The organism is Allobosea sp. 47.2.35 (genome assembly GCF_024655635.1).
Classification (GTDB): domain Bacteria; phylum Pseudomonadota; class Alphaproteobacteria; order Rhizobiales; family Beijerinckiaceae; genus Allobosea.
This window is the reverse complement of the sequence record NZ_JANLGI010000006.1, coordinates 204,109-225,149: the sequence shown is the minus strand read 5'-3', so window position 1 is coordinate 225,149 and position 21,041 is coordinate 204,109. Positions and strand designations below refer to the sequence as shown.

Genomic DNA, 21,041 nt, shown 5'->3' with positions numbered 1-21,041 from the left:
GCCGGGCCGCAGGTCAAGGGACAGGCGGCCTGAAATGCAAAATGCCCGCCGTGAGGCGGGCATTCGCTCTTCGACCGAAGCTCGAGGGGAGGGGAAACACGAGCCTCAGGAGAAACTACACGGAACGCGTCGCGCCCGATGCGCGACGGTTCTCATTCTCAGGCCTTCAGGCCGCGGCGTGCGAACGCGCGATGAAGGAGATCTCCGAGCGCGACAGGCCGAGATCGTCGAGCTCGCGGTCGGTCAGGCGGGAGAGCTCGCGAACGGTCTCGCGATAGCGGAGGTAGGCGCGGATTTTGGCAGCGATCATGGTGACGAACATGGTGGTTTTCCTTAGCGATATTCCGGACCGGGGCGGTGCCCACAGCGACAATCTCGTTGTGCACTGCATATAAACCGGACAGCCTGCTTCCAACAGGGGCACGCGGTCAGCTCCGATATGCATTCAATGCATGACAAGTTAAGTTTCCGGTCATTTTCGTGGGATCGTTCTGCGCTGAACGTAACGCTTGCGGCGAAATTGAGGAAATCGACCGCCTCCGATTTGTGCGCCTGCCGGCCTGAAGCAGCGCGGCGCTGAAGAGTTGCCTATCAGATAGTCATGTTGCGGTTGCTAAATCGCGAGCCGTCGCAACAAGACAATTTTGCGTTGCAGCAAGGGGCGGTGCGGCTGCGATTCCTGGTCGCAGCGGAAGGCTCGCCGGCCGACACGCATTGATCCGCTACGGCAGTGTTTGCCCGGTAGAACTTGCCGATTCGACGGGCGTCCGGCAGCCGGTGCCTTGGTCGAGTTCCGGGTAACTTATTGAAATGGATGTCTGATTCTCCTGATTGTGCCCCGGCCCGGAGATTGCCTGCCAGTGCCCAGCAGAAAGGAGCACGCGATGACCATCTCGTTCTCGACCTCGAACTGGCCCGTCAATCTGACGAAGGCCTACGCTGCCACACAGGCCGCTGATGACGATTCGAAACAGGGGGCCGGCGCTTCCGCCTCGTCCTCTGCCTCGTCATCCTCGACCGAAGCCGAGTTCCTGAAGATCGCGCGGATGACGCCGGAGGAGCGGGTTCAGGCCGCGCTGCTGGCCAAGCTCGGCATGACCGAGGAGGAATTCAACAAGCTCGACGCGCAGGCCAAGGCCGACGTCATGACCAAGATCCGCGACGAGATGCTGAAGCAGATGGAAGCCAAGGGCGAGACCGCGAAGAAGACCGGTACGCTCGCCGATATCAGCGTGTGAAGCGCATTTGCGAGGCCGGCTGCTGCCGGCCTCGTTTCTTCGATCTGTTGATCAGCTCACCTTGCCCGCGTCGAAACGCAGCAGCCGCAGCGCGTTGGCGGTGACAATCACGGTCGCGCCGGTATCGGCGAGGATCGCGACCCAGAGCCCGGTATAGCCGAGCACGCTGGTGACGAGGAACACCGCCTTCAGCCCGAGCGCGATCGTGATGTTCGTGCGGATATTGCCCATCGCCGCCCGCGCCAGCCGGATCAGAGCCGCGACATCGCGCACGCGGCTCTTCAGCACCGCGCCATCGGCGGTCTCCAAAGCGACATCGGTGCCCGAGCCCATGGCGATGCCGATGCTGGCGGCGGCCAGCGCCGGCGCATCGTTGATGCCGTCGCCGACCATCATTACCGATGTCTCGCCGGAGAAGGCCTTGATCGCCGCGACCTTGTCGTCGGGCATCAGCTCGGCCTTGTGCTCCATGCCGAGGCCGGCGGCGATGGCGGCACCGGTGCGGGCATTGTCGCCGGTCAGCATTGTCGAGCGGATGCCCATAGCCTTCAGTTCGGCGATAGCCGCGGCTGCGTCCTCGCGAGGCTCGTCGCGCAGCGCGATGAAGCCGGCGAGCGCGCCATCGACGATGACGGCGGCGACTGTCTTGCCGGCGGCTTCCAACCCCTCGGCCGTGACGCGCGCCCGCTTGTCGAAGGGCGCGCGGCTCTCGGCATGGCGGGGAGCGCCGACGAAGACGGCGCGGCCATCGACCTTGCCGGTGACGCCCTGGCCGGCGAGCGCTGCAGCCTCGGCCGCCGGCTTATAGGCGATGCCGTCGGCGCGGGAGCGCTCCAGCACGGCCTCGGCCAGCGGATGCGCGGAGCCGTGCTCGACCGCGGCGGCATAGGCCAGAACCTCGGCCTCGCCGCCGGAGAGTGCCACGACATCGGTGACGCGTGGCTTGCCCTGGGTCAGCGTGCCCGTCTTGTCGAAGGCGACGAGGCCGGTCTTGGCGGCGGTCTCGATGACGACGCCGCCCTTCATCAACAGGCCCTGCCGGGCGCCGGCCGACAAGGCGGCGGCGATCGAGGCAGGCACCGAGATGACGAGCGCACAGGGGCAGCCGATCAGCAGCAGTGCCAGCGCCCGGTAGATCCAGACCGACCATTCGGCGCCGAGCAGAAGCGGGGGCACCAGCGCGACCAGCACGGCGAGGCCGACGATCGCGGGCATGTACCAGCGCGAGAACCGATCGATGAAGCGCTCGGTCGGGGCGCGGGCCTCCTGCGCTTCCTCGACCAGGCGGATGATGCGGGCGATGGTGTTGTCCTGCGCCGCCTTGTCGACGCGCACGCGCAGCGCCGCCTCGCGATTGACCGAGCCGGCATAGACGGGCTCGCCGACGCCCTTGGTCTTCGGCACGGATTCGCCAGTGACCGGGCTCTCGTCGATGCCGGAGGTGCCGTCGGTGATCTCGCCATCGGCCGGGATGCGGTCGCCGGGACGCACCAGCACGGTCTGGCCGATCCTGAGGCTCGCGGCATCGACCTGCCGGGTCGCGCCGTTCTCCTCGATAATCGCGGTTTTGGGCACGAGATCGCCGAGCGCGCGGATCGAGGCGCGGGCGCGATCGGCCGCGACGCCTTCGAGCACCTCGCCGACCGCGAAGAGGAAGACCACCAGTGCCGCCTCCTCGGCCGCACCGATGAAGAGCGCGCCGATGGCGGCGATCGTCATCAGCATCTCGATGGTGAAGGGGATGCCGGCACGCGCTGCCGCGAAGGCGCGCTTCGCCACGGGCAGGACGCCAACGATACAGGCCAGGATGAAGGCCCAGTGGCCGATGCCCGGCCAGATCAGCCCGGCAGCATAGGCGGCGCCGAGGAACAGGCCCGTGGCGATGACGAGGCGGCCCTTGCCGGTCTGGTACCAGCTCGCGCCCTCGGGCGTGGCTTCATGGACATGGCCAGGCAGGCCGTGGCCGTGGTCGTTCGCGGCGGTGGCTGACTTGGCGCCCTGCGAGGCGTGGTCGTGTCCGGCGTGGGAATGGCCGGAATGATCGTGCTTGTGATCGAGGTCATGCGCATGACCCGAGCAGGCGTCGCCGTGCTCATGCTTGCCGTGAGCATGGGCGTGGTCGTGATGCTCGAGGGCGTGGCCGACGTGATCATGACCGCAGCCGCACGCGTCCTGCTTGGCTGCCGGGCGCTCGACAGGATTCGCTAGCGCGGCCGTGGTGTAGCCGAGGCCGTTGACGCGCTTCTCGATCGCTTCCGGCGTGGTTGCGCCGGCATCGAGCGCGACGGTCAGCGTCTCCGACATCACCGAAAGCCTGACGTCGCTGACGCCGGGCAGGCGCTCCACCGCACCGCGAATCTTCGCCGCGCAGCTCGCGCAATCCATGCCGCCGACCTTCCAGGACAGGGTCTGGGCTGTGGTTTCGGGGCGGGCGGCCATGACGTGTCTCCGTCTCTCTTTCGCTACGGGACACTTCTCTACAAGCTGTAGCCACTTCAGGTTCAAGAGGGAAAATGCGCTTCGGGGGCATGGCCGTCATGCTCGAGCCTGACCCGAGCATCTCGGGAGGAGAACGCCCCTTGTTCTGCCAGAGGTTCTCGGGTCTGCGCTTCGCTTCGCCCGAGAATGACTGCGTGAGGCTGGCCTCAATCCAGCGGGAACACCGGCCGGCGCAGGCGTTTGTAGGGCAGGCCAGCGATCCGGCTGGTGCAGGGGCCGGGCGTCGCCACGGAGAAGCTGCCCTTGGCGATCTTGTCATAGGCGCGCCGATGCGCCACCGCCGCCTTGACGCCGATCGCCTTCAGTGCTTCCGGCTCGATGCCCTGCGAGCGGAGCTGGCCGAGGTCGAAGGGCGGGGTCTTGCGGCTGCTCAGCAGGACCGTGACGCCCTCGACCTGCACGACCACACAGGGCCCCATGCTGAAGCGCGAGCCCTGCGAGGCTGCCAGATGGCTGTTGAGGTCCTCCAGCGCGAACTCGCCGTCGCTGGCGCTGATGAAGCGTGCCTCGATCTCGATGGGACCTTCGGCGATGGCGCTGCCCCTGCCTCCGATCGAGAGCTTGCGGGTCTCGCCGGGTTTTGCGCCAGCCATGGCGGCGACGGCGGCGGGATCGGCGATGGCGACCGCGCAGTTCCCGACGTCATGGCGCAGGAAGGCCCGCAGCACCGAGGTGGCGTCGCCCGGCGCGCCGCCGCCGATATTGTCGGCCGGCTCGACCACGATATAGGGGCCGCCCTCCGAACGCAGGATTTCCGCGACGGCCTCGTCGAGATTCCATTCGGCCGGCTGGCCGAATTCGCGCAAGTCGATGGCCGTGGCCGCGAGGCGCTCCAGCGCATCGCGGGCGGGCGCTTCCGGGCCGGTGAAGGCGACCGCGAAGGCGACGCCGGCCTCGGGCACATCCGAGAAGGAATAGCCGCCGACGACATTGACCACCCAGATATCCGGGTTCTCCTGCTCGATCCGGCGCGCCAGCGCCTCCAGGTCGCGCATCGGCCGGTCGGCGGTGCCGGTTCCGGTCGGCGGCCAGACCACCGGGGCGTTGCAGGCGAGCATGCGCGGGAGTTCCCCGCTCGCGAGTGACCGTGCCAGCAGCTTCGCCGAGCGGACGGCGGATTCGCGCGCATCCGTATGCGGGTTCTCGCGATAGGCGACGAGCGCGTTGGTATGCGCCGCCATGGCAGCGGTGAAATTGGCGTGGAGATCGAAGACGCCGAAGACCGGTAAACTCTCGCAGCCCGGCACCGCGCGGATATGGGCGAGCAGCGTGCCTTCCGGGTCGAGGCAGTCGGTCGTGACCATCGCGCCGTGCAGGGCGAGCCAGATGCCGTCGAGCCCGCCATCGGCGAGCGCCGCCTTCAGGCCGGCATCGAATTCCACGAGGAAGCGCTGGAACACCGCATGCTCGACCGTGCCGGCGGGCAGGGCGGTGTAATCCACCGTCGGCAGCACTTCCCAGCCCTCGGCTTTGGCTACTTCCAGGAAGCCGTCGATCGTCGAGCCGTCACCGCGACGGGCCAGCAACTCCGCACCCCTGCGGATGGTGAAATCGACGAGCGTCGTCACCTCGTCGACGAAACTATGGGTCTCGTGGAAGAGCGATCCGAGCAGGATGCGGCGGCGGGACATGATCGGCTGAATCTCCCAGGCTCGCAGGACGCATTCATCTCGGCCGCCGATCTGTTCCGGATCAAGCCTGCATTGTTCCATTCGGAGGAACGCGAGTGCTTTGACAGGCCGGGTGCCGTCCCGGTTTCATGGGCGTGCCGGCAGCCCGAAAGGGCGGCTGCCGCCTTTGACCGAGAGAGCATGCGGATGCGCGTCTTCACTGCGTCGCTGGCGACGGAAACCAATACCTTCGCGCCGCTCTTCGTCGATCGCAGCGCCTTCGAGGGCGCCTTCTACTGCCCGCCCGGCACGCATCCGGACACCCCGACGCTGTGCTCGGCCCCGACCGTGGCGGCGCGCCCCCGCGCCGCCAGCGAAGGCTATGAACTGGTCGAGGGCACGGCGACCTGGGCCGAGCCGGCGGGCCTCGTCTCGCAGGAGGGCTATGAGAGCCTGCGCGACGAAATCCTCGGCCAGCTTGAGGCGGCGCTGCCGGTCGATATCGTGCTGCTCGGCCTGCATGGCTCGATGGTGGCGCGCGGCTATGACGATTGCGAGGGCGACCTGATCGCACGGGTAAGGGAGCTGGCCGGGCCGGATTGCGTCATCGGCGCCGAACTCGACATGCATTGTCATCTGACGGCCGAGATGGTCGCGGGCGCCGACATCATCGTCGCCTTCAAGGAGTTCCCGCATACGGATTTCCTGGCGCGGGCCGGGGATCTGCTGGAGCTTTGCCTCAGGACCGCGCGCAAACAGGTGAAGCCTGTGAGCGCCGTGTTCGACTGCCGGGGGCTCGCAGCCTTCATGACCAGCCGCGAGCCCGGCCGCAGCTTCGTCGACCGGCTACTCGCGATGGAGGGCAAGGATGGCATCCTCTCGATCTCGGTCGCGCATGGCTTCCAGGCGGCCGATGTCGCTGATGTCGGGACGAAGGTGCTGGTGATCGCCGATGGTGACGAGGCGAAGGCGGCTGCGCTGGCTAAACAGCTCGGCCTCGAAATCCTGCGCTGGGGGCAGGGCGCCTCGCCGAAACACTACAAGCCGGAGGAAGGCATCGCAGCGGCGCTGGAACTGGCAAAGCCCGGCAAGCCGGTGGTGCTGGCCGACCGCTGGGACAATCCGGGCGGCGGGGTTGCCGGCGATTCCTCGGTGATGGTCGAGGCGCTGCTGCGGCATCCGGATGTGCCGGCGGCGATCGGTGCCATGTGGGACCCGGTCGCGGTCAGTCTGTGCCGGGCTGCGGGCGTCGGCGCGGAGATTCCCCTGCGCTTCATCGGAAAAGCGGCGCCGTCCTCGGGCCGGCCGATCGATGCGGTGGTGACGGTTACGGGCACGACCGGGGACCTGCTGATCCCGTTCGCGCAGAGCTGGGTTTCGCTCGGGCCTGCCGCCGCGATCCGGATCGGCCAACTCGATATCGTGCTGGCCTCGACGCGGGCGCAGACCTTCAGCCCGCCGGTCTTTACCGATCTCGGCATCGACCTTTCGGCGAAGACGGTGGTGGTGGTGAAATCCTCCAACCATTTCCACGCCGCCTTCGCGCCGATTGCGGCACAAGTGCTTTACCTCGACAGCGGTGGACCCTACCCGCCCGATGCGAGCAAGATCCCCTACACCAAGGTGAAACGCCCCTTCTCTCCGCTGGACCCTAATCCATGGCTGTGACTGCTCCCGCCCCGCTCCCGCGCCTGTCGCTTCGCGAGATCGAGGATCAGCGCCTCGATGTGCTGGTGAAGGGCCTGCCGCCGGGCGCCTCGCTGCGGCTCGGCGATGTCGGCAAACAGGGCTGGAACGTGCTCGCTGGCGACATGCCGATGCCGCTGGCTGTGATCCGCGAAAGCGTTCTCACGGCCAACAGCGCCTGGATGAGCGCCTTCAGCGCCGCCAACGGCCTGCTGATCGCGCCGCATGGCAAGACGACGATGGCGCCGCAGCTCTTCGACCTGCAGGTCGCCGATGGCGCCTGGGCGATCACCGTCGCGACGATGCAGCAGCTCGCGGTCGCCCGGCATTTCGGCGTGAAGCGCGTCATCCTCGCCAACCAGCCGGTCGGGTCGCAGGAGATCGCCGCCTGTTTCGAGGCGCTGCGGGAACCCGGCTTCGAGCTCTATTGCCTTGCCGACAGCGTTGCCGGGGTCGGTCTGCTGGCGCAGGCGGCGAAGGGGCATGCGGGCGCCAACCCGCTACGGATCTTCGTCGAGATCGGCTTCATGGGGGGGCGCACCGGGGCGCGGACGCGCGAGGAGGCGCTGGCCGTGGCGCGTGCGGTCGCGGGCGCGCCGGGGCTGCGGCTTGCCGGTTTCGAGTGCTTCGAGGGACTGCACAGCGATACCGCCAATGCCGACCGATTGCTCGGCGAGGTGGTTGCCGTCGCGGCGGCGGCCGAGAGCGAGGGGCTGCTCGGGCCGGAGCCGATGGTACTCTCGGCCGGCGGGACCTCGCTGTTCGACCGGGTTGGCGAGGCCTTCAATGCCGCCGCCTTCAAGCGGCCGATCGTCAAGGTGCTGCGTTCCGGTTGCTACCTGACCCATGATTCCACGGTCTATTCGGCGGCGTTCCGACGGATCACGCTGGAGACCAGCCTCAAGCTGCCGCCGGGCGGCCTCGAGCCGGCGCTGGAGGTCTGGGCCTATGTCCAGTCGCGGCCGGAGCGCGGGCGCAGCCTGCTCACCGTCGGCAAGCGCGATATCTCGTTCGATTCCGGCATGCCGGTGCCGGTGCGCTGGTATCGGCCGGGCGGGGCGACGCAGCGGCCGGAGCCGATGCCGGCCGGCCATACGGTGCTCGGCCTCAACGACCAGCATTGCCATCTCGGTACGCCGGAGGAGAGCCCTTTGCAGGTCGGTGATATGGTGGCCTTCGGCATCGGCCATCCCTGCACGACCTTCGACAAATGGGCGGTGCTGATGCTGGTCGATGACGACTGGACCGTCACCGGCGCCATCCGGACCTTCTTCTAAGCGTCTGCACCGATACCATCGTCCTCATCCTGCGGCGGCTCCGCAGGGTGAGGATTGAATCTCCCGAAAGGTCCTGTGAGTGCGTGTTCCTTCAGATGGAACATCCAATCCTTGACGTGAAATATTTGACGCAACTACGCTTTTGACGATGAGGCCGGGCTGCCGCCCAACACAGATTCAGCCCGGCGCGATGCCCTGAAGTCGACAATCCGCTTCGTCCGGCATCGGCCGGAGCAGCGGTCGCAATCCGGGAGGATGGCCGTGCGTCTGGCGCTGATCCACATCGTTCAGGAGACGAACGACTTCAATCCGCTGCTGACGACGCTCGCCGATTTCGAGGCGTTCGGCCTCGTCGAGGGCGAAGAGATTGCCCGGCATTTCGGCGAGATCGGCCAGATCGGCGGGCATTACGCGGCGGTGAAGGAGAGCGGTCTCGCCATCGAGACGATCCCGATCATCCGGGCCTGGGCCGTGGCTGGCGGGCGCATCTCGCGCGAGGCCTTCGATTTCTTCCAGGCGAAGATCCGGGCGGGGCTCGAGACGGTGGGGCCGATCGACGGGCTCGTCCTGCATCTGCACGGCGCCTGCGCGGCCGAAGGCATCGACGATGTCGAGGGCGAGCAGGCCGAGCTTTGCCGGAAGATATTGGGGCCGGACGTGCCGATCCTGCTCGGGCTCGATCACCACGCCAATGTCACCCACAAGATCATGGCCAATTGCACGGCCATCGTCGGGCATCGCACCCAGCCGCATGACGTGTTCGATACCGGCAAGATCGGAACGCAAGTGCTGCTGCGTATCCTCATTGAGAAGTGCCGGCCGGTCATGGCCTGGCGCAAGATACCGCTGCTCTCGCATCAGGAGCAGTTCCTGACCTCGAAAGGGCCGATGAAGATCTGGTTCGACCGGGCCCGCGCGATCGAGGCCGACCGGCGCGTCCTGCAGGCCTCGAACTACCCGATGCAGCCCTGGCTCGATGTCGCGGAGGGCGGCTGGTCGACCATCGTGGTCACCGACAGCGATCAGGCGCTGGCCGAGAAGCTGGCGGACGAGCTGGCCGATCTCGCCTGGTCGATGCGCGATGATTTTCAGGTGCGCGAGGCGGTCTCCATCGATGACGCTGTGCGCAAGGCCGATGCGGCCGAGCGCGGCATGGTCGTCGTCAGCGATACCGGCGATACCGTCTTCGGCGGCGCGGCCGGCGACAGCAACCTGCTGCTGGAAGCGATGCTGCGGCTCGGCATCAGGAGCAAGGCGCTGATCCCGCTGATCTCGCCCAAGGCCGTCGCGACGTTGACGGCGGCGGGCGAGGGCGCCGAGGTGACGCTGCCGCTCGGGGGCGATGCGGCGACGGCATTCTTCAAGCCGCTGACCGTGACGGGCCGCGTGCGCAAGCTCGGCGGCGGTTCGATCCCGTTGAACTTCAACCATCAGCCCGAGGTCCACATGGGCCGTGTCGCTGTCTTCGATGTTGGGCCGGTGACGCTCTTGATCTCGGAGCTGCGCGGCGTCGCGGGCAATGTGCCGGACGTCTACGAGGCCTTCGGCATCGACCTCTCCGACTACAAGATGGCGGTGCTCAAGACGGCCTCGAACTTCCAGTATTTCGACCGCATCGCCTCCGGGCTCGTCCGCGCCGATACGCGCGGGCCGGGGCAATCGGACGTGTTCACCCTGCCGTGGCAGCGGATTCCGCGCCCGGTCTATCCGTTGGAGACAATAAGCGACTGGCGGGCGCATTCGTCCCAGCCGGGAGCGGGGAAAAGCTGAGACGAAACCAGAGACAACAAAGGGGAAAGCGATGACAAAGCTGTCGCGACGTCAATTCGGCATGGCCGGCCTTGCGCTGGCGGGCGTGTCCCTGGCGGGAGCCTTGCCGGCCTCGGCCCAGCAGCTCAAGGGCGGGAGATTGCGCGTCGCCGTGCTGAGCGAGCTGGCGAATTACGACCCGCAGCAGCTCTCGACGGTGAATTTCCACGTCATCAAGAACCTCTATGACAGCCTGATCGAGTACACGCCGGAGGGGAAGCCGGAGCCGAGCCTGGCGACGGAGTGGACAATCGCGCCGGACAAGAGCGCGGTGACGCTGAAGCTGCGCAGCGGCGTGACCTTCCAGAGCGGCACACCGTTCAAGGCGGATTCCGTGCTGGCGACCTTGCAGAAGGGCGCCGATCCCAAGCGCGGCAAGAACGTGTTCCCGACGATGTCGATCGTCAAGGACTGGTCGGCGCCCGACGATTCCACCGTGACGATCAACTTCAAGGCCCCGGTGCCCGAGCGCCAGATCCTCGACCTGCTGCAGTTCCTGATCCCGATCGACCCGAAGGGCATCGACACGGTCGAGACCGTGCCGGCCGGCACCGGGCCCTACACGCTGGTCAACCGCGCGGTAGGGCAGAGCCTGACGCTCAAGGCCAATCCGAAATACTGGCGCGAGAAGCAGCCGATCGTGCAGGACCTCGTCTTCACGGTGTTCAGCGAGGATGCCTCGGCGAGCGCCGCGCTGGAATCGGGCGCGGTCGATATCGTCTATAACGGCTCTTCGCGCAGCGCCGTCAGGCTCAAGAATGCCGGCTTTCAGGTCTTCGCCGGGCCGGGGCCATTGGTGCAGGTCTTCCGCATCAATTCGACGCGCGGGCCGTTCCGCAACAAGGCGTTCCGGCAGGCCTTCAACCATCTGATGGACCGGGCGAGCATCCTGCGCGTTGGCTATGCCGGCATGGGCAAGGTCGTGGCGCTGCCCTGGGCGCCGGCGAGCCCGGCCTATGACGAGAGCTACAACGCGACTTATGCCTATGACCTGGAGAAGGCGAAGAAGCTGATCGCCGCTTCCGGCCTTTCCGCCGACGAGCTCAAGAACTGGAAGCTGCTGGTCAATGGCAGCGACGAGCCTTCGGTCGCGATCAGCCAGATCGTGCAGGGCTCGCTGCAGAAGATCGGCATCCCCGTTGAACTCGACATGCGGCAGGGCGCGGAATACGTCACCGCTCTGCTTGGCGGCGATTTCGCCGCGACCTTCGGCGCCGTCGGCAACGTTCAGAAATTCCCGTCGCGCGTCGCCACCAACTCGATCTACCGCACCTCGGGCAATCCGGTCCTGAAGGACCCGCATCCGCATCCCGACTACGTCGCCGCGATCGCCAGGGTCGATGGCGCGTCCGGCGGGGCGGCGGAGGTCAAGGCGGCCTATGACAACCTCAACAAGGTCATGGTCGTGGAGGCCTTCGGCATCCCCACCAATTCCTACGATGTCGGCCTGATCGTCGCCTCCGACAAGATCGGCGGGATCACGCTCGATATGGATAACCTCTTCATCGCGCGCACCATCGGCTTCAAATGATGCGGCCTGACGGCGCCGGGCGGCGCGAGCGCGGCGCCCGGCGATGACGGAGACGTTGGCCCGGATCAAGGGATTGCTGCGCCGGCTGCTCGCCCGGCGCGGTGCAGCGCTCGGGCTCGGCTTTCTCGGGCTGGTGGCGCTGGCGGCGGCTTTCGCGACCGTGCTGCCCTTCGATCCGCTGTCGCAGAGCGTGGCGGCCTCGCTGCTGCCGCCCTCGGCCGAGAACTGGTTCGGCACCGACGAACTCGGCCGCGATATCCTGGCGCGCGTCATCTATGGCGCGCGGACCTCGCTTTTGACTGCGGTCGGCGCGGTCATCATCGCGGCGCTGGTCGGCGTGCCGATCGGGCTCGCCGCCGGCTTCTATGGCGACTGGCGCGATTCCCTGCTGATGCGCTGCATCGACGTGCTGCTGGCGCTGCCCAACATCCTGTTCGCGATGGCGCTGATCGCCGTGCTCGGCCGCAGCCAGGGGGCGGCGCTGATCGCGGTCGGCATCGCCGGCATTCCGGGCTTCGCGCGGATCGCGCGGGCGCAGGTCATGGCCCTGCGCCAGCTCGATTTCGTCACGGCGGTGCGCGGCTTCGGCGGTAGTCCCGGCTACATCATGTTCAAAACGATCCTGCCCAACGCCTTGAGCCCGCTGGTGGTGCAGGCGATCGTGCTGGCCTCGATCGCGATCCTGCTGGAGGCGGCGCTGGCCTTCCTCGGGGTCGGCGTGCCGCCACCGACGCCGAGCTGGGGCGAGATGCTGCGCACCGGCAAATCCTATCTCTACGAGGCGCCGACCTATGCGGTGCTGCCCGGAATCGTGCTGACGCTGACGATCCTCTCGCTCGATACGATCGGCCGGGCGCTGACCGCGATCCTCGACCGCGACGAGACCGATGCCAGCGGCGAGACGATCGGGGGCCGGCGATGACGGCCTATGTCCTGCGCCGCCTGTTCCAGATGCTGCCGGTGCTGCTGATCGCCTCCTTCGCGATCTTCGCGATGATCTATGCGGTGCCCGGCGGGCCGGTCGCGGTGATCGTCGGCGAGAATGCCGGGCCGGAGGAGATCGCCGCCGCGATCCAGCGCTACGGGCTCGACCGGCCGATGGTCGTGCAATACGCCGACTGGCTCGGACGCGCGGCGATGGGCGATTTCGGGCTCTCGCTGCACAGCCGCCAGCCGGTGCTGCAACTGATCGGCGAGCGCCTGCCGGCGACCTTGCAACTGGCGCTGGCGGCAATCTTCGTTGCGCTGGTCATCGGCATTCCCGTGGCGATCGCGAGCGCGGTGAAGCCGAATTCCTGGCTTGATCGCCTGCTCAGCGGCTGGAGTGCGCTCGCGCTGGGCGTGCCGACCTTCTGGCTCGGCATCCTGTTGATCCTGCTCTTCGCGGTGGAATTGCGCTGGCTGCCATCGGCTTCGCGGCATGTCCCGTTCTGGGAGTCTCCGGTCGATGCCTTGCGCAGCCTCGCGCTGCCGGCGATCACGCTCGGTACCTATGTCTCGGGCATCCTGGCGCGCTTCCTGCGGGCGTCGCTGATCGGCGAGGCGCGGGCCGATTATGTCCGCACGGCGCGGGCCAAGGGCGTGCCGGAGAACCGCATCGTCGGCTTCCACATCATGCGCAATGCGCTCCTGCCCTTCGTCACCATCGTCGGCTTGATGATGGCGAATTTCATCGGCGGCGCCGTGGTGACGGAGGCGGTGTTCACCTATCCGGGGCTCGGGCGCCTGCTGATCCAGGCGATCAGCACCCGCGACTACCCGCTGATCCAGGGCTGCATCCTGGTGATCCTGATCGCGTATATGCTGATCAACCTCACAGTCGACATGCTCTACGCCTGGATCGACCCGCGGATCGAATACCGATGAGCGCCCTAGCGCAGGTCGGCGGTCGGGCGCGAGCCGAGATGGGTCGAGATGCCGGCTGCGACCTCGCGCAGGCGCGTGCCGACCTTGGCCGCCAGCGAATGCGGCATCCGCATCAAGGGCGCCGAGACGCTGAGCGCCGCGACGGGGTAGCCGTCCTCGTCGAGGATCGGCACGCCGACGCACATGGCGCCGTCCTCGTTCTCGCCCATCTCCGTGGCGTAGCCGGTGCGGGCGACCTGCCGAAGCTGTCGCTCGATCTCCTCGCGCTCCAGCAGCGTGCGGCCGGTGCGCTCGGTCAGCGGCAGGTCGAGCTGCCTTTGCCGCTCCACCTCGGGCAGGAAGGCGAGGATCGCCTTGCCGAGCGCGGTCGAATGCATCGGATGGCTCTCGCCGATGCGGGCCTGCATGCGCAGCGACCGATTGGCCTCGATCAGGTCGATATAGACGACGGTGCCGTTGCCCTTGACCGCGAGATTCACGGTCTCGTTGAACTCCTGCATCAATTCGATCATGGCCGGGCGCGCCAATTCGCGGACCTTGCTGACGCTGGCATCGGCGCGGGCGATGGCACGCAGTTGCGGGCCGAGATTGTAGCGGTCGGTCGCACGGTTGTGGTCGAGGAAGCCGGCGGCGGTCAGCGTCTGCAAATAGCGGAAGGTCGTCGTCTTCGGGATCTTGAGCTCCTTGCTGACGGCGGTGAGCGCGATCTCGTGGCCGTGGCGGGCGACCAGCTCAAGCACCTTCAGCGCCTTCATCACCGGCTGCACGACATAGGGGTTGTCGGTTTTCGTGGGCATGGCCGCTCCGGTGGTCGCGCTCGCTCAAGGGCCAGGATGGCCAAGGCCTGCGAATTCCGCAAGGCGAAACCCCTGTTCCTTTACGCGGAGCAGGTGGTCTGGTGAGGTCGGGGCAACAGCGGGAGGCAACGCAATGACAGGCACGGACAGCCAGCAGGCGGGCGCCCTGCGCTTCGATGAATCCGCCCGGCAGATTGCGGCGAATGCACGTTTCATCGCCGGCGGCGTGAACAGCAATTTCCGATTGGGCATGCAGCCCGGGCCGCTCGTCTTCGAGCGCGGCGAGGGCGCCTATCTGATCGATGTCGATGGCAACCGGATCATCGATTATTACTGCGGCATGGGCGCGACGGTGCTCGGCCATACGCCGGCGCCCGTCATCGAGGCGGTGAAGCGTCAGGCCGAGAAAGGCATCCTCTTCGCCGGCCAGATGCCGGTCGAAGCGGAAGCCGCGCAATTGATCTGCGAGCGCATTCCCTCGGCCGAGCGCCTGCGCTTCGGCTCATCCGGCTCGGAGGTGGCGCAGGCCGCGATGCGCTTGGCGCGTGCTGCTACGGCTAAGCGGACCATCGTCAAGTTCGAAGGGCATTACCACGGCTGGTTCGACAATATCCTGTGGTCGACGGCGCCGGGATTGAACGCAGCCGGGCCCGAGGAGGCGCCGACACCGGTGATCGGCAGCAAGGGCCAGGATCCGCAAGCCGGAGAGGGGCTCTCGATCCTCGGTTGGAACGATCTCGCGGCACTGGAAACCCGCCTCGCCAAGGGCGATGTGGCCGCCGTGCTGATGGAGCCGGCGATGTGCAACCAGGGCGCCATTGCGCCGGCACCGGGCTATCTGGAAGGCGCGCTCGCCGCCTGCCGCAAGCATGGCGCGATCCTGATCTTCGACGAGGTCATCACCGGCTTCCGGCTCGGGCGTGGCGGGGCGCAGGAGCGCTTCGGCGTGACGCCGGATCTCACCCTCATGGCCAAGGCGATCGCCAACGGCTTCCCGGTCGCGGCGATCGCTGGCCGGGCCGACCTGCTCGACCTGTTCGCCGACGGCGTGCTGCATGGCGGCACCTTCAATGCCCAGCCGGTCGCGATGGCGGCGCTGGTCGCGACCCAGAAGGCGCTGACGCCGGAGCATTACGAACGCAGTTCCGCTCAGGGCCAGCGCCTGCAGGACGGCATCCGCACCATTCTCGCGGAGACAGATATCAAGGCGCAGGTCGCCGGCTTCCCGCTGATGTTCCATGTCGCCTTCGGGCTCGACGCGCCGGCGCGGAACTACCGGGATGTCGCGCGCGCCGACAAGGCCGCCTATAGCCGCTTCGCGCATGAACTGCTGAAGCGCGGCGTGCGCGTGCTGGAGCGCGGCGCCTGGTTCGTGTCGTCGGAGCATGACGCAGGCGTGGTCGATGCGACGCTGGCTGCCGTGCGCGACGCGGCGCGGGCGGTGGCTTAGCAGTTCAAGCCTCTCCTTTTGTCATTCCGAGGCTTCGCGTAAGCGAAGAACCCGGAACCCACGGCTGGGTGAGCCGGTCGCAGCCGAACCTGATGGTTCACCCAGTCGTGGATTCCGGGTTCGCGCCTGCGGCGCGCCCCGGAATGACAAGACTGGGTCGCCATGCGCTCCAATCCTGCATGCAGCATGCGCGTCGCCATTGACCCCGCGGCGTACCGTACCGGATAGTTCGCTCCGAGAGGGAGCGAATGCCGATGCCGCAGCCGAGACCGTCCACCGCGCTTGCCGGGCTCAAGGTTCTGGACCTGACGCGGGTGCGGGCCGGGCCGACCTGCGTGCGCGTCTTCGCCGATTTCGGGGCGGACGTGATCAAGGTCGAGAGCCCGCCGGGGCTCGATCCCAACGAGAACATGAGCGGGCCGCGCCTCGGCTACGACATGCAGAACCTGCATCGCAACAAGCGCTCGCTGGCGCTGAACCTTAAAACGCTGGAGGGCAAGGCGATCCTGATGAAGCTCGTCGACGAGGCCGATCTCGTCGTCGAGAATTTCCGGCCCGACGTGAAGGAGCGGCTCGGGCTCGATTTCGAGACGCTGCATGCGCGCAATCCGCGCCTGATCCTGGTGTCGATCTCCGGCTTCGGCCAGTCCGGTCCCTATCGGACCCGCGCCGGCTTCGACCAGATCGCGCAGGGCATGGGTGGGATGATGTCGGTGACCGGCCTGCCGGGGCAGGGGCCGGTGCGGGCCGGAATCGCGCTCGCCGATTCCTCAGCCGGGCTCTATGGCGCGGTCGGGGCGCTGGTCGCGCTGCAGGAGCGGGCGGTCTCGGGGCGGGGGCAGTGGGTGCAGACCTCGCTGCTCGAGGCCCAGATCGCGATGATGGATTTCCAGGCCGCGCGCTATCTCGTCGAAGGCTCGGTACCGCCGCAATCCGGCAACGACCACCCTTACCAGACGCCGATGGGCGTCTATCGCACGCGCGATGGCGCGATCAATCTCGGCGTCGGCGGCGAGGAGCAGTGGCGCTCATTCTGCCGGGCTATCGGGCGGCCCGAATGGGGCACCGATACCCGCTATGACAGCACGGAGAAGCGCTTCGCCCGCCGGCCGGAGCTGCGCGAGCTGATCGAGGAGATATTCGCGTCAGCCGACAGCGCTCATTGGCTGGAGGCGATGGAGCGCAACAGCGTTCCGGCCGGGCCGATCTATGCGGTCGATGAGATGTTCGAGGACCCGCAGGTGCGCCATCTCGGCATCGCCAAGCCGGTGAGCCATCCCGAGCTCGGCGATATCCGCCTGATCGGCCAGCCGGTGACGCTGTCGCGCACGCCCGCCGATGTCGCGACGCCGACGCCTGCGGCCGGCGCCCACAACGACGAGATTCTGGCCGATCTCGGCTATGACGAAGCCGGGCTCGCGCGCTTGCGGGCCGATGGCGTGATCTGACGGAGAGCCTGCGTGAACGACGAAATCCTGTATGCGGTCGAGGGCGGGGTCGGCACGATCACGCTCAACCGGCCCCAGGCGCGCAATGCGCTGACCTTCGCCATGTATGAGCGCATCGCCGAGATCTGCCGCGACCCGGCCGCCCATGGCGATCCGCGCGTCATCGTCATGACCGGGGCGGGCGACAAGGCCTTCGCGGCGGGGACCGACATCGCCCAGTTCCGCTCCTTCTCCAGCGCCGAGGATGCGCTGGCCTATGAGGAGCGGATCGAGACCGTGATCGGCACGATCGAAAGCTGCCCGGTGCCGACGCTGGCCGCGATCTCCGGCGCCTTCACCGGCGGTGGGGCTGCGATCGGGCTCGCCTGCGACCTGCGCATCGCGACCGCGAGCGCGCGCTTCGGCTTCCCGATCGCGCGTACGCTCGGCAACTGCCTGTCGATGGAGAATTACGGGCGGCTCTACGCGATCCTCGGCCCGGCGCGGGTCAAGGACATCGTCTTCACCGCGCGGTTGGTCGAGGCGGAGGAGGGCGCGCGGATCGGGCTTTACAACGAGCTGGTGCCGGACCATGAGGCGCTGATGCGCCGGGCGCGCGAGCTGGCGGAGATCATCGCCGGCCATGCGCCGCTGACGATGCGCGCGACCAAGGAAGCGATGCGCCGCCTGACGGCCGCGACCGCCGCCGGCATCGACGGCCATGATCTCGTGACGCTCTGCTACACCAGCGCCGATTTTCGCGAGGGCATGGAAGCGTTCCTCGGCAAGCGGACGCCGAACTGGAAGGGCAAGTAGCGCCCTTCCAGTGCGCGGCAGTGCTCAGGCCGGCTTTTGGAGCCGCCCGAGTTCGTGCAGCAGCGCGGCACCCGTGCGCAGGCCGCTGTAGAAGCAGTCCAGCGTCATGTTCTCGTTCGGGGCGTGGTTGGCCTCGTCGTGATTGGCGTAGGGCGTCACGAAGGCGGGGATGCCCAGGATCTTGGTGAAGACGTAGTTCGGCAGGCTGCCGAAGCCGGCCGGGATCAGCAGGGGCTCCTCGCCCTGAGCCGCCACGAAGGCGCGGCGCAGCGGCGCGGTATAGGGCGAGGCGATCGAGGTCTTCGAGGGCTGCATGCCCTTCTCCTCGGCGATGAACTCGACCTCGGGTGCATGCTTTTCGACGTGAGCCCTGACCTTGCGCAGGATGTCCTCCGGGTCCTGCGCCTCGACGAGGCGGATGTCGCATTTCACCAGCGCCTCGTTCGGCAGCACGGTCTTGGTGCCCGGTCCGCCATAGCCGCCATGGAAGCCGTTGATGGTCAGTGTCGGCCGGAAGCAGAGGCGCTCGTAGAAGGGCCGGTCGGCGGGCGCGTCGAGGCGCGTGAGGCCAACGCCCTTCTTGAAGGCCTCGATATCGAGCGGCAGGCGCTCGACCGCTTCCAGCTCCTCCGCCGTCGGCGGCTCGATGTCGTCATGCAGGCCGTCGATGGTGATCTCACCCTCGGGGTTCTTCATCGTCGCGAGGAGATGGACCAGCGTCCAGATCGGGTTCGGCACGACGCCGCCGAAATTGCCGGAATGGACGTCGCGGCTGGCATGGCGGCAGCGGAGATCGAAGGAGACGACGCCGCGCGAGCCGAACTTGATGGTCGGCGCACCGCTGGCATGGCGCGGGCCATCGGCGGTGACGGCAAGGTCGGCCTTGAGCAGATGCGGGTTGGCGCGGACGAAGCCGGCAATGTTCGGGCTGCCGATCTCCTCCTCGCCCTCAAGCACGAGGATGACGTTGCAGGGCAGTTCGCCATGGACCTTGAGATGGGATTCGATCGCGAGGATCTGGGCGAAATGCTGGCCCTTGTTGTCGCCGACGCCGCGCGCATAAAGCCGGCCGTCGCGGATCGTCGGCTCGAAGGGCGGCGAAACCCATTTGTCGAGCGGGTCCGGCGGCTGCACGTCGTAATGGCCATAGAGCAGCACGGTCGGCTTGCCCGGCGCCTTCTCCCAGCGCGCGACGACGACCGGATGGCCCTCGGTCGGGATCAGGCTGGCTTCCAGGCCGATTTCCGTGAGCATGTCGACGAGCAGCAGGCCGACCTCGGCGATGCCGATATTCTCGGCGCTGATGCTGGGGTGGCGCAGATACGCGATGAGGCGGTCGAGGAAGGCGCTGCGGTTGGTCTCGATATGCTCGAAGACCGCGGCGAGTGCGTCTGAGGAAGCCATAGCCAATGCCTGACAGGAGAGGAATCCGTGCCGCCCGCCAAGCGGGGGCGCAAGCGGCGGCCGAGTGGCCACCGAGGGCAGCCTAGACGCGGGGTCTGCGGCGCTCAAGCGCGGGCAGGGTTGTCACGGTGACTGGCAGCTCTGCGAATTTCGCTGGGCGGATTGCGGTTTGTGTTGTTCTTGTTTTGTTCTATAGTTGGATATGCAACTCGTTCTCGACCTCGACGGTGGGCGAGCGTTTCGGCCGCGAGACGGCCGCCGACCGCCCCGCTATTTCTTCGCGCTCCTCCCGGATGCGGAAGCGAAATCGCGGATCGACAGGCTGGCGCGTGACTTGAGAGCGCGGCTTCGCGCTTCGGGAGAGTTACGCGGGCCGGACAAATATCATGTGACCTTGCGAGGCATCGCTGCCCCTGATGGGCCGTTCGGGCAGAGCATCGCGATGGCACGCACGGTTGCCGACGCGATCCGGAAGACCTCTTTCGCCGTCATGTTCAATCAGGCCGCGAGCTTCGGAGCAGCACCAAACTACGCATTTTCCCTGACAACGGGGGCGGATTTGCTTGCTGCCAATGGCTTGTCCACCACACTCCTCGATGCCTTGCGGCACGCTGGCCTGAAGGTCGATGGATCGAGCTTCCAGCCGCATGTAACGCTCTTCTACGACCGGAGGCGTAGGGAGCCCTTAGCCTTGCCGCCGCTGAGCTGGCAGGTGCGCGAGTTCGTGCTGATCGAGAGCATCGACAACAGGAAGTACGTAATCCTAGGCACTTGGCCGCTCGCTTGAACTCCATGCAGCTGTGCAAGGCCGGTTTGCGGCAATCGGGGTGCCGCGCCGTTGCTTTGGTCGCGGCCGGCTCTATCGTTCCCGGCCGAAGCCTCATCCGATTCAGACGGAGCCTTTCATGGCCGATTTGTCCGCTTTCCCGATCACCAGGCGCTGGCCCGCCGCGCATCCCGACCGCATCCAGCTCTATTCGCTGCCGACGCCGAACGGCGTGAAGGTCTCGATCGCGCTGGAGGAGCTGGAACTGCCCTACGAGCCGCATCTCATCGATATCGGCAAGAACGAGACCTGGGGGCCGGAATTCCTGTCGCTGAACCCCAACGGCAAGATTCCGGCGATCATCGATCCCAACGGCCCGGACGGGAAGCCTTTCGGCCTGTGGGAATCCGGTGCGATCCTGCTCTATCTCGCCGAGAAGACCGGCAAGCTCCTGCCGAAGGACCCGGCCGCCCGCTACGAGACGATCCAGTGGGTGTTCTTCCAGATGGCGGCGATCGGCCCGATGTTCGGGCAGCTCGGCTTCTTCCATAAATTCGCCGGCCGCGAATACGAGGACAAGCGCCCGCGCGACCGCTACGCCAGCGAGAGCAAGCGCCTGCTCGGCGTGCTCGAGGAGCGGCTGGCCAGCCGCACCTGGATCATGGGCGACGACTACACCATCGCCGATATCGCGATCCTCGGCTGGGTGCGCAATCTCGTCGGTTTCTACGATGCAGGTGGGCTCGTGGATTACGCCAAGCTGACCCATGTGCCGATCTGGCTGGAGCGCTGCCTGTCGCGCCCGGCCGTGCAGCGCGGCCTCGACAGCCCGAAGCGCCCGGCCTGACGAGCAGCTGCTCCTTCG

General features: G+C 67.1%; 17 protein-coding genes. 12 read left to right on the top strand and 5 right to left on the bottom strand.

Going from position 1 to position 21,041, the window contains the following annotated elements:
* Positions 1-166: 166 nt before the first annotated feature.
* Positions 167-322, bottom strand: a complete 156-nt coding sequence (locus tag NUV79_RS10495; RefSeq protein ID WP_082009515.1) for a DUF1127 domain-containing protein — start codon at positions 320-322, stop codon at positions 167-169.
* Between the two features lie 562 nt (positions 323-884).
* Here NUV79_RS10495 and NUV79_RS10490 point away from each other — a divergent pair.
* A complete protein-coding gene (locus NUV79_RS10490; protein ID WP_257733021.1) occupies positions 885-1,238 on the top strand; it encodes a hypothetical protein in 354 nt (117 codons plus the stop codon).
* 51 nt (positions 1,239-1,289) lie between these two features.
* Here NUV79_RS10490 and NUV79_RS10485 read toward each other — a convergent pair whose 3' ends face one another.
* Both NUV79_RS10485 and NUV79_RS10480 read right to left on the bottom strand, forming a co-directional pair.
* The gene (locus tag NUV79_RS10485) at positions 1,290-3,677 is read right to left on the bottom strand and encodes a heavy metal translocating P-type ATPase (protein WP_257733020.1); all 2,388 of its coding nucleotides are present in this window, start codon (positions 3,675-3,677) and stop codon (positions 1,290-1,292) included.
* 206 nt (positions 3,678-3,883) lie between these two features.
* Positions 3,884-5,368, bottom strand: a complete 1,485-nt coding sequence (locus NUV79_RS10480; RefSeq protein WP_257733019.1) for a M81 family metallopeptidase — start codon at positions 5,366-5,368, stop codon at positions 3,884-3,886.
* Positions 5,369-5,554: 186 nt separating this feature from the next.
* Here NUV79_RS10480 and NUV79_RS10475 point away from each other — a divergent pair, with 186 nt between their 5' ends.
* The 6 genes from NUV79_RS10475 (at position 5,555) to NUV79_RS10450 (ending at position 13,516) form a co-directional block, all read left to right on the top strand.
* Positions 5,555-7,015 carry a M81 family metallopeptidase gene (locus tag NUV79_RS10475; RefSeq protein WP_257733049.1) on the top strand — a complete coding sequence of 487 codons (1,461 nt, stop codon included), beginning with the start codon at positions 5,555-5,557 and terminating at the stop codon, positions 7,013-7,015.
* Positions 7,006-8,310 carry an alanine racemase gene (locus NUV79_RS10470; protein WP_257733018.1) on the top strand — a complete coding sequence of 435 codons (1,305 nt, stop codon included), beginning with the start codon at positions 7,006-7,008 and terminating at the stop codon, positions 8,308-8,310. The genes NUV79_RS10475 and NUV79_RS10470 overlap by 10 nt, the downstream gene beginning before the upstream one ends.
* Before the next feature lie 261 nt (positions 8,311-8,571).
* The gene (locus NUV79_RS10465) at positions 8,572-10,080 is read left to right on the top strand and encodes a M81 family metallopeptidase (RefSeq protein ID WP_257733017.1); all 1,509 of its coding nucleotides are present in this window, start codon (positions 8,572-8,574) and stop codon (positions 10,078-10,080) included.
* A 31-nt stretch (positions 10,081-10,111) separates the two neighbouring features.
* Positions 10,112-11,650, top strand: a complete 1,539-nt coding sequence (locus NUV79_RS10460) for an ABC transporter substrate-binding protein (RefSeq protein ID WP_257733016.1) — start codon at positions 10,112-10,114, stop codon at positions 11,648-11,650.
* Positions 11,651-11,693: 43 nt separating this feature from the next.
* Positions 11,694-12,572 carry an ABC transporter permease gene (locus tag NUV79_RS10455; RefSeq protein ID WP_257733015.1) on the top strand — a complete coding sequence of 293 codons (879 nt, stop codon included), beginning with the start codon at positions 11,694-11,696 and terminating at the stop codon, positions 12,570-12,572.
* Positions 12,569-13,516: an ABC transporter permease gene (locus tag NUV79_RS10450; RefSeq protein WP_257733014.1), complete on the top strand. Its 948-nt coding sequence runs from the start codon at positions 12,569-12,571 to the stop codon at positions 13,514-13,516. Before NUV79_RS10455 ends, NUV79_RS10450 begins: the two co-directional genes overlap by 4 nt.
* Positions 13,517-13,521: 5 nt before the next feature.
* Here NUV79_RS10450 and NUV79_RS10445 read toward each other — a convergent pair whose 3' ends face one another.
* Positions 13,522-14,313: an IclR family transcriptional regulator gene (locus NUV79_RS10445; RefSeq protein ID WP_257733013.1), complete on the bottom strand. Its 792-nt coding sequence runs from the start codon at positions 14,311-14,313 to the stop codon at positions 13,522-13,524.
* A 133-nt stretch (positions 14,314-14,446) separates the two neighbouring features.
* Here NUV79_RS10445 and NUV79_RS10440 point away from each other — a divergent pair, with 133 nt between their 5' ends.
* The 3 genes from NUV79_RS10440 to NUV79_RS10430 all read left to right on the top strand — a co-directional run bounded on the left by NUV79_RS10440 (position 14,447) and on the right by NUV79_RS10430 (position 18,006).
* On the top strand, positions 14,447-15,763 hold the full coding sequence (locus NUV79_RS10440; protein WP_257733012.1) for an aspartate aminotransferase family protein: 1,317 nt from the start codon (positions 14,447-14,449) through the stop codon (positions 15,761-15,763).
* 254 nt (positions 15,764-16,017) lie between these two features.
* Complete coding sequence (locus tag NUV79_RS10435) at positions 16,018-17,211, top strand: CaiB/BaiF CoA transferase family protein (protein ID WP_257733011.1); 1,194 nt, start codon at positions 16,018-16,020, stop codon at positions 17,209-17,211.
* 12 nt (positions 17,212-17,223) lie between these two features.
* On the top strand, positions 17,224-18,006 hold the full coding sequence (locus NUV79_RS10430) for an enoyl-CoA hydratase/isomerase family protein (protein ID WP_257733010.1): 783 nt from the start codon (positions 17,224-17,226) through the stop codon (positions 18,004-18,006).
* A 24-nt stretch (positions 18,007-18,030) separates the two neighbouring features.
* Here NUV79_RS10430 and NUV79_RS10425 read toward each other — a convergent pair whose 3' ends face one another.
* Complete coding sequence (locus NUV79_RS10425) at positions 18,031-19,410, bottom strand: M20/M25/M40 family metallo-hydrolase (protein WP_257733009.1); 1,380 nt, start codon at positions 19,408-19,410, stop codon at positions 18,031-18,033.
* Positions 19,411-19,612: 202 nt separating this feature from the next.
* Between NUV79_RS10425 and NUV79_RS10420 the strand changes: the two genes are divergently transcribed.
* Together NUV79_RS10420 and NUV79_RS10415 are read left to right on the top strand one after the other, a co-directional pair.
* Positions 19,613-20,197, top strand: a complete 585-nt coding sequence (locus NUV79_RS10420) for a 2'-5' RNA ligase family protein (RefSeq protein WP_257733008.1) — start codon at positions 19,613-19,615, stop codon at positions 20,195-20,197.
* Between the two features lie 118 nt (positions 20,198-20,315).
* Positions 20,316-21,023, top strand: coding sequence for a glutathione S-transferase N-terminal domain-containing protein (locus NUV79_RS10415; protein ID WP_257733007.1), 708 nt, complete (start codon positions 20,316-20,318; stop codon positions 21,021-21,023).
* Positions 21,024-21,041: the final 18 nt, after the last annotated feature.